This is a genomic window from Saccharibacillus sacchari DSM 19268 (assembly GCF_000585395.1).
In the GTDB taxonomy this organism is placed as follows: Bacteria; Bacillota; Bacilli; order Paenibacillales; family Paenibacillaceae; genus Saccharibacillus; species Saccharibacillus sacchari.
Window position 1 is genome coordinate 4,846,274 of record NZ_KK073875.1, and the last position, 15,888, is coordinate 4,862,161.

At 57.3% G+C, this 15,888-nt stretch carries 8 protein-coding genes; all 8 read right to left on the reverse strand.

The window, feature by feature from the left end; all coding sequences use genetic code 11:
• Window positions 1–208: 208 nt before the first annotated feature.
• Complete coding sequence (locus tag SACSAC_RS21010) at window positions 209–571, reverse strand: histidine triad nucleotide-binding protein (RefSeq protein ID WP_037289985.1); 363 nt, start codon at window positions 569–571, stop codon at window positions 209–211.
• Between the two features lie 441 nt (window positions 572–1,012).
• Entirely contained in the window at window positions 1,013–4,492 is a 3,480-nt protein-coding gene (locus SACSAC_RS21015; RefSeq protein WP_037289987.1) for an AAA family ATPase, read from the reverse strand.
• The gene (locus SACSAC_RS21020; RefSeq protein WP_037289989.1) at window positions 4,489–5,676 is read right to left on the reverse strand and encodes an exonuclease SbcCD subunit D; all 1,188 of its coding nucleotides are present in this window, start codon (window positions 5,674–5,676) and stop codon (window positions 4,489–4,491) included. The genes SACSAC_RS21015 and SACSAC_RS21020 overlap by 4 nt, the downstream gene beginning before the upstream one ends.
• 69 nt (window positions 5,677–5,745) lie before the next feature.
• Window positions 5,746–9,741 carry a helicase-exonuclease AddAB subunit AddA gene (gene addA, locus SACSAC_RS21025; RefSeq protein WP_037289992.1) on the reverse strand — a complete coding sequence of 1,332 codons (3,996 nt, stop codon included), beginning with the start codon at window positions 9,739–9,741 and terminating at the stop codon, window positions 5,746–5,748.
• The gene (gene addB / locus SACSAC_RS21030) at window positions 9,742–13,299 is read right to left on the reverse strand and encodes a helicase-exonuclease AddAB subunit AddB (protein WP_037289994.1); all 3,558 of its coding nucleotides are present in this window, start codon (window positions 13,297–13,299) and stop codon (window positions 9,742–9,744) included.
• 101 nt (window positions 13,300–13,400) lie between these two features.
• On the reverse strand, window positions 13,401–13,784 hold the full coding sequence (locus SACSAC_RS21035) for a hypothetical protein (protein WP_037289996.1): 384 nt from the start codon (window positions 13,782–13,784) through the stop codon (window positions 13,401–13,403).
• Between the two features lie 233 nt (window positions 13,785–14,017).
• Window positions 14,018–15,367, reverse strand: a complete 1,350-nt coding sequence (locus SACSAC_RS21045) for a class I SAM-dependent rRNA methyltransferase (protein WP_037290001.1) — start codon at window positions 15,365–15,367, stop codon at window positions 14,018–14,020.
• Between the two features lie 43 nt (window positions 15,368–15,410).
• Window positions 15,411–15,842, reverse strand: coding sequence for an NUDIX hydrolase (locus SACSAC_RS21050; protein WP_037290004.1), 432 nt, complete (start codon window positions 15,840–15,842; stop codon window positions 15,411–15,413).
• Window positions 15,843–15,888 lie beyond the last annotated feature (46 nt).

The following is a 15,888-nucleotide window of genomic DNA, read 5'->3' on the forward strand; positions in this document are numbered from 1 at the left end:
TTTAGTTTCAGACACCAGTTTCCCCTCCCTCCGACCAGACCGTCCAAGAGCATAACACGGTTAATCAACTTTCATTATAGGCGAAAATTAAACCCCGTGTCAATGCTTATAAAAAAGGTTATACGGATATATTCGTACTTCTGCCTGTTCTTGCCTCGGTTGCTTGAACGGCTATCCGTCGCAGGAACGTTTCAGGCTTTTCGCCCGTTTACTCGTGCGATCCGGAAATTCCGGTCAGTGCGCCGAGTTTGGCACCGCCGAGCAAATGGAAATGCAGATGCGGCACCGTCTGGCCTCCGTCGGAACCGCAGTTGTTGATCACCCGATACCCGCTCTCCGCGATGCCGAGTTCTTGAGCCAACTGCACGGCTACCTGATGAATTTCTCCGATTACGGCCAAATCCGCTTGTTCGATCTCGTTCAACGAAGGGATCGGTTTTTTAGGCACGATCAGTACATGCACGGGAGCCGCAGGCTGAATATCGTGAAAAGCATAAATCCGCTCGTTCTCGAACACTTTTTTGCTCGGGATACTGCCTTCGATAATTTTGCTGAAAATCGTCTCGCTCATATGGGTTCCTCCTCGTCTGTTCGGCGGCGGCTATTCGAAAATCGTGCAGCCGTTCGCCGTGCGATGCTAAACTTCGCAAGTCTGCCTTATTCATTGTACAAACAAACGCAAAAAAAGACAAAAAAAAGAAGCCCCCTACAAAGTCCAAAAGGATCTGCATGCTTGAACGACGATCCAGTAGCTTGACCAACCATAATCAGGTTTACGTTCGCCTGAAACGCACGCGCTTTAGGTGCGATTCCGTTGGAGACTTCGTACACGCTTTAGGTACGAAATCTCAGGCGGGCGCAACCTTACCTTATAATTTGGTCAAGCCACCAGGCCAGGCTTCGGAAAACCTGAGAAAAATCGCGGTTCGGGGTACTTCTCATATGATGTCGGCTGACTGTATTATAACAATGACTTGAATCTGTCTCTGTGATTGAAATCACGTACTCTATATTACATTTTTTCCAGAACAACTTTTGAGCCTGCGCCTGCATGGTCTGCCGGTTGGACAACAAGCCTTCTCGGCAAACGGGCGCGCAGCTCTTGCACGTGACTGATGACGCCGACCGACAACCGGTCGTTATGCAGATGCTCCAATGAAGTAATCACGGTATCCAACAGTTCGGGATCGAGCGTGCCGAACCCTTCATCCAGGAAAAAGAACTGAAGCGGATATTCGCCGCGCAGCTGAATCTGTGCGGATAAAGCAAGCGCAAGCGATAGCGAGGTCAGAAATGTTTCGCCGCCCGACAATGTAGATACGGGTCTTCGCACGCCGCCGTTGGCATCGTCGCATATGACGAAACCGCCGTTGGAGTCGACTTCGAGCGAATAACGCTGTTTGGTCAGGAATCGCAAGCGATTCGAAGCTGCCCGACTGATCTGAATCAACTGCTCTTCGGCCACATATTCCACAAAGGCATTCCCGCGGAAACAGGTCTGAAGCCGGGATAGACGATCCAATTCCGAAGAAGTCTCCACGCGCGCGGTTTCCAATTCGCTCCAACGCCCATGTCTTGCCGACACGTCTTCCAAATCCCGCTGAGCACGAGCTCGGCCTGCAAGGGCTTCTTCGTCGAGGCGTCGCGCTTCTTCCAATCGAGCCGCGCAGTCTGCCCACTGTTCTTCCGAAAGTTGAACACCTTCCAGCAATGTTTCCAACTCCCGCAAACGAGCGGACCACTCGCGCTCGCGCTCGCGGTGATCTTGTACGCGGCGCTCAGCCTCTGTAATTTCATCGGCAGCCATCCCGGATGACTCGGCCTCCTGCTCGGTTGCAAATAAAGAGGCAGACAAGGCTTCGTTCCAAGAGGCTTCGGCTGCGCTCGCATGCTCCGCCGCAGAAACGACCGCTTGCTCCGCCGCAGCCGAAGCATTTGCAGCGAGCTGCCAGGCTTCGCGTGCCGACTCCAGATCAAGACGCGTTTGCTGCGCCGCCTGGCGCAGGTTTTGCAGCCGTTCCGTCGCTTCGCGCAGAAGCTCGGCAACCGACGCCCCCCCGGAGACTTCATTCAGACGCAGCTCTTTTTCCTTGAGCAGCTCCGATCGGCCTTCGGCTTGAGCGGTAAACTGAACGAGACTCCGTTCCGCTTCGGTTGAAGCTTCTTCGTGAGATTTTAGCGTTTCTTCCATTCCGCGAATGACGGGCACGCTTTTATCGAGACGCTGCTTCAACTCTTCCGCCTGCGTATCGCGGCTACGAATGTCTTCGCGCCGACGCTCCAATTCGTCCCGGCGCAGCTTGGCGAAGGAAGCTGTCCAACGCTCTTCGGCTTCGCTTAGCCGCTGCTCCAATTCGTTTAAGCGCTCAGCTGCGCGCTGACGTTGGCGCGCCGCGCCGTCCAGGCGGATGCGGGGGGCTTCCGCCCCTCGGGCGGAGGCCGCGTAAGCGCGCTCGGCGTCTCTTGCCCGGCCTTCGAGCTGCGCGGACTCGCGCTCGAAGGCTTGGGCCTCAGCCTGCAGACGGACGAATTCGTCCGCGCGGGCCTGCGGCGGCAGCGGGATCGCCGAGGCACGCGGCGATCCGGGGTTGGAGCCGTCCGCGACGAGGGGCGGCTCGGGGTTGTCCTGCGCGGGCAGAGGCGCAGGGGTTCCGGTTGCCGCCTGCGCGGCGGCGGAAGCGCCGGGCGCCTGTGCGAGTTCTTCGCGGAGGCGTCCGGCCAGGGCTTCGCTGCCCTGCCGCAGGCGGGCGGCGGCGAGGCGCAGCTCCCGCGCGCCGAGCTGCTGGGCGCGCAAGGGTTCCAATTCCGCCGCGGCTTCGGCGGCGGAAGGATCTTCGCCCGCCGGCAGCGGGTGATGCGTCGCTCCGCAGACCGGGCAAGGATCTCCTTCGTTCAAAGCTTGCGCCAACTCTGCGGCCATGCGGCGTCTAGCATGTTCAAGACCGGCATTCTCCAGACGCCGCTCCTCTGTCGCCAGAGCTTCGAGCCAATCGGATAGCTCTGCCTCGAAAGCCTGCAAGGCTTGACTTTGAGCGTGCGCCCGATCGGCGAAACGCTCCAGTTCTTGTCGGCAGAATTGCTCTTGCTCGCGCCCTGCCGCAAGTTCCGTCTCGGCTTCCTTTTTTTGACGCTGCGCTTCTTCCAAGTCGCGGCGAATTCCCGGTAGCTGCTCTTCCAGACTCGCGATGGAATCCGCAAGGCGCCCTGCCGATTCCAGCTCTGTCCGATCGGCGCTGCGAACTTCGCAGGCATCCAGCTTTTCCTGCAAATCCGTCCGCAGTTGATTGGCCTGCTCCAGTTTGCGCCGAAGGTCTTCGGCATCTTGCCGCGTTCGTTGAAGACGCGAAGCGGCTTCGTTACGACCGCGCCCGAGACGTTCGCTTTCGTCGCGCAGCTTTTCCAACTCCTGCTCAAGCTGAAGCCCCTGCTCCAATTCCGCCGTGCGGCGCAGCAACTGCGGTTCTGTGCTTGTTAAGGCTTCGCGCGCCTTGCTCTCCGCCGAAACTGCACCATCGGCGCGGCTTTTCGCTTCATCCAATGCAGTACGCAGCCGCTGCGCTCCAGCCGTTAACTCCTTCGCACGGATTGCCGCCGCGCGAAAGCGCTCCAGCGTCGGCAGCAGCAGCGCCGAAGCTCTTCCCCGTTCGGCCCGAATCTGAAGCTCGCGTACCGACTCCTCTCGACTGCGCAACTCTTCCAGCGTCGCCAACACCCGCTCTCGTTCGCCGGCATGTTCGCGCACACGGGCTAGTTTGCTGTGCTCGGCGGTAACCGCATCGAACGATTTCCGTTGTTTTTCCGCTAAAGCGGACGATTTCGCCAACTGCTTGTTCGCTTCTTCCACCGCTTCGGCAGAAGCGAGTCCGAGACCTTGCTGCTCGGCCTCGACTGCACGCAGCGAACCTTCCGTATCGCGAGCACGCTTATTCAGCTTTTGAATAAGCCGATCGCCGTATTGCTCCAAGTGGAAAAGACGTTGAAGCATCTGCCGCCGATCGCTGCCTTTCAGCGATAAAAATTCCGCGAATTTGCCTTGAGGCAGCACGACCGCGCGCGTGAAATCGTCCATTTTAAGCCCGATGCGTTCTTCGACCGCACGCGTTACGTCCGCCAACTTATCGGCAACGACATCGTCGCCTTCCGGCTTGACTTCGATAAACCGGCTTAACGTATTGCTGACCGACACTTCTCCCGTACGCTTGAAGCGGCGTTCGACTCGGAACCGACGCACCCCCGCCGAAGATTCGAGTTCGAACGTAAAGGCGACGAACAAGGTATCTTCGGAATGGTTCATGATGCCTTGCGTCCCTCCGTAGGCACGCTCGACTTTGCCGTACATCGCCAGCGTGATTGCATCCAGCACAGTGGATTTCCCGCTTCCGGTCGGTCCGAAAATGCCGAACAAGCCGGTCTCGCACAACTCGGTAAAATCGACTTCCTGCGCTTCGCGATAACTTTGCAGGCCCGATAGTTTCAACGTAATGGGCTTCATTCGGGATCTCCTCCTTCCGCGGCAGAGTCGCGATCTTCGGAAGCCAATTCCATAAACAAGGCTACCATAGCGTCATCAGGCTCCGCGCCTCCCGTCTGTTTGCGGTAAAAGGTTTTGAACAACTCGTGCATGGGCAACCGCACGCGCTCTTCCGGCATATCCGCCTGTTCAAGCTGCGGATATACGGGACGGATATGAACAAGTCCTTCGCAGGTTTTTCTCAGCGACTGAATATCGCCGAGGGACATCGCTTCGGTCAACGTGATTTTCAGGTCAATAAACGCTCCCGCATCCCGACCTTCTTCCAGCCATCCGTATACCTGCGCAAGGCCTTCTTTCGCATTCCATTCCACAAGCTGCCGTCCGCACGATAAATAAATCTCTTCGATCTTAGGCTCTTTGCCGGGTTCGATATCCATCAGCATGACCGACTTGGCCTGCCCCGCTTCGGAAAAGCTATAAGCAATAGGCGAGCCGCTATACCGAATGATCCCTTCGCCTTTGACCGATTGCGGACGGTGCAAATGTCCCAGCGCCGTATACTGCGCACCGGAGGCCAATGCCGAAGGATCGACCGTATAAGCGCCTCCGACTTGAATCGGACGCTCCGAATCGGATTCAAGACCTCCGAGCACATAGATATGGCTCATCGCCAAATTGACCGTTTTCTGCGAAAAATCGGCGGCCAGCTTGCGCATCAACATTCCCACGCGCTCGCTGTACGCCCGACGCAGCAGCGTTTCGTCGGTGCCGTCGATCGTCAACAGCTCGTTGAGGCGCGCTTCCGACGGATAAGGAAGCGCCGCAATGATCGCGCGCTCTCCCGTTCGCGCCACGTCGAGCGCGAGCGCTTTTTCCGTCGGCAATCCGATCAAAGAGATTCCGCTGTCTTTGACCAACGGACGCACCGACGCGACCCGTTCCGGGTGATCGTGATTACCGGCAATCGCCGCAAGTTGGCAGCCTTCTGCCCGAATTCGGGCTACGCTTTCGTAAAAAAGCTGTTCGGCCGCGGCCGGAGGATTGACGCTATCGTACACGTCGCCCGCCATCAGGATCAGATCGACCTTTTCCCTCCGAACGATTTCCACCAGCTCTTCCATGAATTTTTCCTGTTCTTCGAATCGGCTTCGGCCTTCCAGCGTTTTGCCCAGATGCCAGTCTGCCGTATGCAGCACGCGCATGTTTCGCGCCCCTTCCTCTATATCCGTCTCTATCGCTGCCCGTATCTTGCTTAGGGCCCACGCATATCTTTATAGTCTGACGCCTTGTCCTGCATCGAAAAAGTACAGCCATTTTTCCGCAACCGTCTCGCCCAGCATCTCTTCGACAGCCCGCGCGTAAAAATCGAGCTGGAAACGATAATGCGCGGACAGGTCTTCGATTCCCCGATCCGGACGAAGCCGATCCGTTTTGTAGTCGAGCAAAATCAGCTTCCCGTTTTCGCGGAACAGAACGTCCACAACCCCCTGTACCAGAACGCGTTCGCCGGGCAAACGTTCCAAGCGCACGCGACGGTCCAACCCTGAAGCCGCTTTTTCGATATCGGTCGGCCAAGCTCCCGAAGCGCCGCTTCGAACAGGCAGGACCAGTGCGCCCAGTTCATCGTCGGTTCCGATCCCCGTGCTGAACGGAAGCTCTCTGCGCACCCACTCCGCCGCAGACGCACGCGTTCCGATATCGCTGCGGATGAACGCCGCGATATCCGCCGGATCGACGGTATCGGCTTCGACCTGAAGCAGAATGCTTTTGCCGACAAGCGCCGCCAGAGTCTCCGAAGCTTCACTCTCGCCTGTGTCCGCTTGGATCGGCAGATGCTGCATCAACGTATGGTATGCCGTGCCGCGCTCCGCTCCCGTCAAGCGGCTTCGTTCCATGAATCTCGGGCGTCGAAGCTGAAGCGTCGGCGAATCCCCGGTATTTTCCGACGATTCTTCGGGCTGCTTTTCCGTCAGTCCCGACACGATCCGAGCCGCTTCCAAAGCATCGGCTGCCGGATACTCGTCTCCCGCGAACCGGGACTTGATTTCCGTGACCGAAGTTTTCGCCGCGGCACCGCCTGCTTCCGCGTAAGGATAGACCCAATCGAAGCGTTCCCGGAAGTCGCCGCGCAAGCCTTCGATCCGCTCGCCGCCCAGAATGGCTTTCAACTGTTGAATGCGTTCGGCATAAAGTTCTTCTCCCGCCGCGCGTTCGGCAGCCGACTCCGCATCGCCGCTGCGCACCGAGAACACCCACCCATGATCGGAGACCGGCGCGGCAGAGGATACAGCCGGATCGGCCGCTTTCCGCAGCTCTTCGGCTCCCGTTTCGAAAATCAGCGACGGGCCGACCCAATCGAGATAAGAACGCGCCTTGGCCAGCGTATAATCGGCGATCCCTTCCGCGCTTCCGGCAGATTGCATCCAGGCCGCAATACGTTTGGGCACGTCTTTGACGGCAGCGGTCAGGATCATTTTATCCCGCGGCCTGGTCAATGCTACGTACAACACCCGCATTTCTTCGGCCAACAGTTCCATGTGCGCCCGTCTGCGAATCGCAAGCGCGGGCAAAGTCGGATAACTTACCCGACTGGTTTCGTTCACGAATCGGGGACCGAAGCCCAGTTCTTTATGCGTCATGAACGGGGCATTCAGATCCTGCATATTAAAGTTTTTGGAAAGTCCGGCAACGAATACGACCGGGAACTCCAGCCCTTTGCTTTTATGAATCGTCATGATTCGTACCGAGTCCTGTCCCGCCTCCGACGGGGCTTCGGCCAAATCGCCTCCGTTTTCTTTCAATCGCTCCACGAATCGCAGGAAACGGAACAATCCTTGCGCCGAAGTCGACTTTTCGAATTGTGCCGCCCGATTGTACAGCGCCAGCAAGTTCGACCGACGCTGCACGCCGCCCGGAAGCCCTGCTACCCAATCGGCATACCCGGTCTCCCGGTATAAGGTCCAGATCAGCTCGCTAAGCTCGCCGCCGCGCGCCAAGTCCCGCCAGCGTTCCAAGGAATCCATGAAACTCTTCAGCACGTTTTTCAGCGAAGGATCAACGACGGTCGCCTTTCCTGACGATTCCGATACTGTCGAGCCCAACCTCCCAGCCGCATGTGCAAAATCCTCTGCGCCCAAGCTTTCACTAGTTGCGGGTTCCGTCTCAACCGCCGCGGATACCGCTTCGTAAAAGGAAACCCGAGGCCCGCATAAACGTACCTGCGCCAACTGGTCTTCGGTCAACCCCACGATCGGGGAACGCAATACCGAAGCAAGCGGAATATCCTGCTGCGGATTGTCGATAATGCTCAGCAGCGACATGACGACTTCGACTTCGGTCGCTTCGAAATAACCACGCGCCGCATCGCCGATCGCCGGAATGCCCGCCAATCTCAACTCTTCGATCATCATCGGCGCCCAAGTGCTCACCGAACGCAGCAGAATGACGATATCTCCGTATTCGGTCGGACGCAGTCCGCCCGCGCTTTTGTCATAAATCGAAAGAGCTTCGCTGCCCGGCATCGAGCCGACCAGTTCATGAATACGGGCCGCGATCGCGCGCGCTTCAAGCCTTGCCGCCTCGATCTCCAACGCTTCGGCGGCAAGTCCGGTTTGCGCGGCCTCATCCGCTTCCGACCCGCTTCCGCGCTCAACCAACATCAGCTCGGGCGCATACTCGCCATGTTCCGCATCCGGATAAGCTTGCGCGCCGTAGGCCAGCTCCGCGCGTTCATCGTAGGCGATTTCGGCGACCCGTTCGTTCATGATCCGCCGGAAAATGCCGTTGACCGCCTCGACGACTTCTTTCCGGCTTCGGAAATTGCGAGCCAGATCGACGCGCAGTCCGCCTTCGGAGAAATCTTCTCCGTAATCGCGGTACTTGTGCAAGAACAATCCCGGCTCGGCCAAACGGAAGCGGTAGATACTTTGCTTCACGTCACCGACCATAAAGCGGTTGCCGGCTCCTTCTCTGGCAATCAACGATACGATCTCCTCCTGCACCGAGTTCGTATCCTGATATTCGTCGAGCAGCACTTCATCGAAGCGCTCCCGATACTCCAAAGCTGCCGCCGAAGGTACCGGATGACCCGGCCGCGAAGCAGGATCGCGCAAAATACGCAGGCAGTAATGCTCCAAGTCGGAAAAGTCCACCATGCCCCGTACTTTTTTCGCTTTCGCGTAACGCTCTCCGAACTCGATCGTGAGCTCGGCAAGTTCTTCCATCAACGGAGCCGCTTCATTCAACTCGGCCATGAACGTTTCGGGCGAGCGGCCGAAATAAAACTCGCGAATGTCCGTCAAATCGTCTTTGGCCGCATCGCGCAGCGCTTTGGCCTGGTCTTTGATCTGCGGGTCGCACTGGTCCTTGCGGACCGCTCTCAGTTTGCCGAATGCCATACTCTCGAAATGGGCATATAACTGTTCCCACGGCTCCTGCTGCGCCGCGGCTTGCAGACGCCGAACCATGTCGAGGTCGTTTTGCAGCGTATCGAGGTAAGGCGCAGGCCCTTCAGGAGACGCAGCCAGATCATAAGCACGCAGCAAAAGGTTTTCCGTGCCCGCCAGCGCCAAACGCGCATCGGCCATCAAGCTGCGGGTCCAATCGGTGTCGCCGAGCGTTTGCGCGTCGTCTATGCGGAAAGCCGCAGCCGATTCTCTAAGCCAATGCTCCGGCCACGGGTGGCTGCGCGCAAAGTCGTACAAACGCTGAACCAAGGCAAAAGCCGGATCGTCGGAACGTTCGCCGCCGAACCAGTCGATCAACCGCCGGAACAGCCGCCCGTCTTCTTCCAGCGCATAGTTTTCTTCGAACAGCTCTTCCAATATTTCCTGACGCATGATTTCGCTCTCATGCTCGTTCGCGATTCGAAAAGCCGGATCGAGCGGAATCAGCGTATAATGGCGGCGAATGACTTCCAAACAAAAAGAATGCAGCGTCGTGATCGACGCCTGGCCGAGCAGCGACAGCTGGCGACGCACATGTTCGTTTTGCGGATCGGCGGAAAGCTCTTTGTTCAGCGCGTCGCGTATCCGTTGTCGCATCTCCGATGCCGCCGCTTTGGTGAACGTCGCGATCAGCATCCGGTCCACGCCGGTTCCTTGATCGGGATCGGTAACCTTGCGGATGATCCGCTCGACGAGCACGGCCGTTTTGCCCGATCCCGCCGCTGCCGCCACCAGCATATCGCCGCCGGAGACCGCGATCGCTTTCCATTGGTCATCGCTCCATTGGCTGCCCGAAGGCTTTTCGGCATATGTCATTCCCATTTATCGATTCTCCTCCTTCAGGCCGTCCTCGTCCTTTTCGTCGAACATTTCCCAAATCCGGTCTTTGCCCGGCTTGCCCAAATGATTATAGCCGGCATGATCCAAGCTTTCGTCGAACTGGCAAACCGAACGGTACGGACAGAAGTCGCAAGCCGTCTCCTGCTGGATACGGTAAGGACGAGCTTCCGATTCGCCTTCCGTGATCCGTTTGCCGATGCCCGCGATATTACGGCGTACCCCTTTTAGCAAAGACTCCCACTGCTTGGGATCGGCGACGGCAGAGCTGCTGTAGAAGCTTCCGTCTTTTTTGACCGCGACCGGAATAACGGGCGATTGTCCGCTGGCAAGCGTTCGGTCCATTTTGGCGACCACGTCCGCGTCCGCCAACACCAACCCTTTCATTTTGAACCGCTTGAGCATTTCCTGCGATGCCGCATCCGCAGCCAATCCGTTTTGCGAAGAAAGCAGCGGATTTTGCACGTGGAAATACAGCGTTCCGGCCGGAAGCGCAGGAGCACCGATCCACTGCTCAGCATGCGTCAAAATGACATCCAGATAGGTCAACATTTGCAGCGACAGACCGTAGTAGACTTCGTGCAGCTTTAAATCTTTCGAGCTGGATTTGTAGTCGATGACGCGCAGCAGCAAGCCTTCGTCGCCTTCCGCCACGTCGACCCGGTCGATCCGTCCGATGATTTCCATGGTGCAGCCGTTATCCAGCTCGAAGGTGAGCGCCGGAATGTCTTTGCCCGGACCGAAATCGACTTCGATCCCGAGAGGTTCGAAATCGCCTCTTCGCGCATGTTCGCCCAAAATGACCGAAGCGCGGCCGACGATATCCATCAACTTGCGCGAAATGTATCCGTAACGGCTTGTGCTGAACAAGATTTCTCCTTGCAGCCTAGGTGCGATCTTGTCGACCGATGCGCGCGCTTCCGCCAAACATTCTTCGGCCGACAGCGAACCCCAGCTCCGGTTTTCCAGCTTCAGCCGCATCGCGATATCGCTGAGCGCCGCATGGAACAACTGTCCGATATCGGGCGCGTTCAACTTGTACAATTGACGTTCTTTGAGCTTCAAACCGTGCGAAGCAAAATGCGAAAAGGCGCAAGCCGTGAATTTTTCCATCCGGGAAACGCTGGAACGCAGATTTCGGCCGTACAAACGCACGCTGGTATCGCGGGTCAACCGATCCGAATCGTTGGCATACACCAATGAAGCCAATCGGCTGTTCAGCAAAGCCTCCCGCTTCGGATCGCCTTGATATGCGCCGAGCGCCTCCCACCAGACCGGATGAATTTCCGCGCCCGTTTTCCACAATCGAAGCTGGGCCAGCAGATGCGGCAGCGTCGGCTCGGGCCGCGTGATAAAACGCTCGTAATCGGCTCGTTCCATGCCGACTGCCGGCAGTCCTTGTTCGCGGCGTTCGCGAATAAACGGGAACGCCGCGCGCAGGTCGAGCACGATTTCCGAAGGCAGCAAAGGCTTGTCCTCGTCGTCGCTAAGCGCATAACTTAACCATAGCTTATGCGCAGCGCTCGTCAGCGTATGGTAAACGAGCAGCTTTTCGTCCAGCATTCGGCGTTCCGAACCCGGCGACAATTCCAAGCCGCTCTCGGCCAGGCGGATCCGCTCCGGCTCGCTGAGCAGTCCGCTTTGCACGGGAGCGAGCGGCACGACGCCGTCGTTCAATCCCAGCACGAACGCGTAACGAAGATCCAGCGGCCGCGTGCGGTCCATATCGCCGAGCAGCACGCGGTCAAGCGCGGGAGGCACAAGGCCCAGCGTCAATCCGGCGATTCCGGTTTCCAGCATCCCTGCGAATTCCTCGACCGTAACCTTCTCGTCGTCGATCAACTCCGCGATTTGGTCCAACAGATCGAGCAGCGCTCCCCAAATTTGCCGATTCACGTCGGCTGACTGCGGATCGCCGGCTTCGGCTGCTTCACGCGCCAATCGATCGAGCCGCTGCGGAACTTCGGCCGCTTCCAGCATCCGATACACGCTCTCGCACATCTCTCTTGCCGTCTCGGCCTGCTTCAAATTCTTTTCGAAATCCGACAACGGAGCCACGATGCGGTCCCGGCAAGCTTCCAGACGCGCCATTCTGGCTTCCGCTTCCTCGGCGGCTTCCTGCGCGACCGGACGGCCTTCGTCGTCCAAGGAGAGCTTCGGCGCTTCGCGCCACGGACGGCCGTCCGTCCATCTTGTGCCGCGAATGCCGGAAGCGAGCACGAAATTCTCCAGCCGATCCAGTTCCGTGCGCGTGATGCTGCCGTCTTCCGGCAGCATCAGGTCCGTTTTGACGCAGCGGAACACGTCCTCGTACTGCCAGCGACGAAGCACGACATCCAGCGCGGCGCGCACGAATTCGGATAACGGATGATGCAGTACGCCTTTTCGGCGGTCCGTGAACACGGGAATCCCGTAATCTTCGAGCACCGGCGCCAGCACGGATTCATAATCGTCCAGACTGCGCACGAATACGGCCATATCGCGATAACGAACGCCTTTTTCCCGGGCCAACCGAAGCATCTCGCGCGCTGCGGCATCGGCTTCGGCCCGTCGATTGTCCGCCGCGTGCAAGGTAATGCCCGGTTCTCCGTCCGCGTTCAGCGGAACCTCTCCGTTCAAGCCGCCGCGTGCAGAACTTCGGTCTCCGCGCAGTTCGGCTTCCAGCCTTGCCAGCATCGGACTGGAAGCAAATCTCGGCAGTTCTCCCGGCTCTTCCGAAACAATCTCGCATCCGTGATCCAATGCTTCGGCCAACTTGCGCAGCTTGCGATAGGTCGTCCCGGTCTGGTGGAACAGATCCAGGTCGCCGGGCTGTTCGCCGCCGTCGTAAGGACGATCCAAAGTTAACGAGCAAACGACCGAATCCGCCGTGCCGAGCAGCGCGCCGATCACTTCATACTCGCGCGGCGTAAAGCTGTCGAAGCCGTCGATCCAAATCTCCGCTCCTTTTACCAATGAAGAATCGTTCAATTGGCCCGCCAGGCGAATCAACGTATCTTCGGAATCGACGTACAGCTCGGATAGCTTTCCTTCAAAATCCTGATAGATCGGCAGCGCGTCCTCCAACTTCTCGCGCAGCAGCGGGGAATGGCCGATCGAGACCAAGTCGCTCATATGTTCTTCCAATAAAACGGAATCGATCTTGTAGCGCTTGAGTTCCGTATACAAGTCGTTCAGTTTAGCGATAAATCCGGGCTGCTCGCTGGAAGCGCCGAACAGACGAAGATCGCTGCGCCGTTCGCGCAGAAGACGATACAGCAGCATCCGCTTCCCTTCGTCTCCGATTGCCGTCAGCGCCGATCCGCCCGTCTCCTGCATAACGCGATAGGCCAGTCGGTGAAAACTTACGACCTGCGCGCGCAGGCTTCCTCCTCCTTCTTCCCGAGCAAACAAGGCGTACTCGCTTTGAAAAGTCGATTGCTCCGGCACGATCAGCAGCATGGGCGGCCCCAACGGATCGGTTTTCATTTTAGTACGCATCTCATCCAGTATCCGGGTTGTTTTGCCGCTGCCCGAACGTCCGAGTCTAATTTGTAACGTCATCGGCCGATGGCCTCCTTATTTTGCAAACTTTAGCGGTTGCTTCACCTATATAGTATACCTGATTCGAGCAAACAAAAAAAGAACATACGTTCTTGTTATATTCAATGCTTACGTCCGGTTATTCTGCGCCAAATTCGACGGGGAATATTCAAAGCCAGCATAAATCCGACCAAGATCGGCGAAATGCCTCCCATAATCGCTGCTCCGAGCCATGCTCCGTCACTGTCTTCGCCGATGACATACCCTACCCAGGCGCCCAAGCCGGTCAATATTCCGCAAAAGAAAAGGATGGTTATCCAGAAACCGACCGTAGACGCAAAGTCGCGCAAGATCTCGCCCGGCAGCGCACGTACCTCTCGGCGCAGATCGTCACGGTTCTGAATATTTTCGTATTGTCCCGCCAACGAATCGGTACTTTGGCCGCTGCTTGATTTTTTTAAACCACGATCTTTTTTGTTGTTCCTTTCGTTTGTTTCCCCGTTCACAACGATTCCTCCCTGATCTCAGACATTTTGGATGATCGTGTTTGCAACTCGAACGTAGACCTCGTTTCGAAAACGGTCAACGCCCTAACAGCCTCTTTTATAGCGTACGACGGGAAGAAGCCGATTTCAAACATTGACAGCTCTAATGAAAAAAGCTTGCTTCCCGCCCAAAAGCGAAAAGCAAGCTTGAATAAATCTCCAGTAAGGAAAAAGATTAACGTTTGCGCGAACACTTAACGGCTGCGCACTTCGAAAATCGCGAACTTCAGATAATGCCCTTCTTCCACGCCGGAAATTTGCGGATGGTCTTTGCCTGCGGCGCGCCATTCGATCAGACGCAGCGTTTTGCCTGCATCGCGCGCAGCTTCCTGAATCGTCTCCAGGAACAAGTCCGGACGCATATGGTACGAGCAGCTGGCCGTTACCAGATAACCGCCTTCGCTGACCAGCTTCATGCCGTGCAGGTTAATGTCTTTATAACCGCGAACCGCGCCTTTGACTGCCGAACGACTTTTGGCGAATGCGGGCGGGTCAAGAATCACGACGTCCCAGCTGCGGCCGCCGCCTGCCGGCATCGGTACGGACGTGTCCACTTTGGACAAGCCTTCGGCGCGGCGTTTGCGTTCTTCGAGTCCTTTGACGTTTTCCCGCAAGTAATCGAACGCGTCGGCGACCACGAACTCGACGCGGTCGTCAAAGCCGTTCAGGCCGACATTCTCGCGCGCGCTTTCGATCGCATGCGCCGAAATGTCGAGGCAGGTGACTTTTTTGGCGCCGTATTCGCAGGCGTGCAGCGTAAAGCTGCCCGTATGCGAGAAGCATTCCAGCACCGTCGCGCCGTCCCAGTACGGGAACTCGACGACTTTGCCGTTTTTGTTGACCGGGCGGCTTTCGCCTTCTACGTCCTGAAGCTCGATCCCGCTGCGTTCGCCCCATCCGGTCATGAGCGGACGGATCGAAGCTCGGTTTTCCCGTTGATCGAAGAAATAGCCCGTTTTCTGGCCCTGTTCGATATCGACTTTGATCAGCAGGTCGTTTTCTTTGACGGTCACGTGACGCGGGCATTCGCCGTACAGAACTCCCGTCGTCTCTTCCAAACCTTCGAGATTTCTGACCGACACGTCGCTGCGCTCGTAAATGCCTGTCGGACGCATCACTTCGACCAATGCGCTGACGATCTCGGCGCGACGGCGGTCCATGCCGAGCGTCAGGATTTGCACGACCAGCACATCATCGAACCGATCCACGATTAAGCCCGGCAAAAAGTCGGCTTCGCCGTAAACAAGACGATAAGCCGTTCCGTTAACAAAACGATCGCGGTGGCGCAAGCAATCCCGGAAACGCGAAACGAAAAAGGCTTCGTCCATCTGTTCGACCGTTCCGTGAGACAACAGACGGACGGTGATTTGCGAATTTTCGTTATAATATCCCGTACCCAGCGGCTTGCCGCGATGATCGGTCACTTGTACCAGATCGCCGGGCGCCGGATTTCCTTCCGTACTTGAGATCTCGCTTTTATAAATCCACGGATGGCCTTCTTCAAGACGCTTTTTCCGGTTCTTGTCCAATATGACTTTTGCCAAATTGCTTCCTCCTCAAATTGCCGCCCGTATGCGAAGCTGTAAACTACAGTTTCAACCCGAGCATTTCCATGGCCGATCTCAGAATCGGATGGTTGTTCTCATAACCTGATTTCTTGTGCAGGATCAAAGCTTCCTCCGGCGAAAACCATTCCACGCCCCTGATTTCTTCCTGTTGGGCACGCAATTCGCCTCCGAGCGCTTCGACCAAATAATAACGGACCTCTTTGTCGACAAGCCCGTACTTTTCGTTCTCGTATTGATAGCGAATAATGTCCACGAGTTGGATGATCCGGCCTTCGATACCCGTCTCCTCGCGGATTTCGCGCAATGCCGCTTCGCGCGGCGTCTCGCCCGGCTCGCGTTTGCCTTTGGCCAACGATACTTTGCCGTAGCGATCCTGGATCAGTTGGATTTGCAGCCGTCCGTCCTCTGTACGATAGACGACGCCGCCCGCCGATATTTCCGTTCTGCTCACCGTCTTCTCTCCTTATCCGTGCTCTACCTTTTCGCAAGCAAAGGGA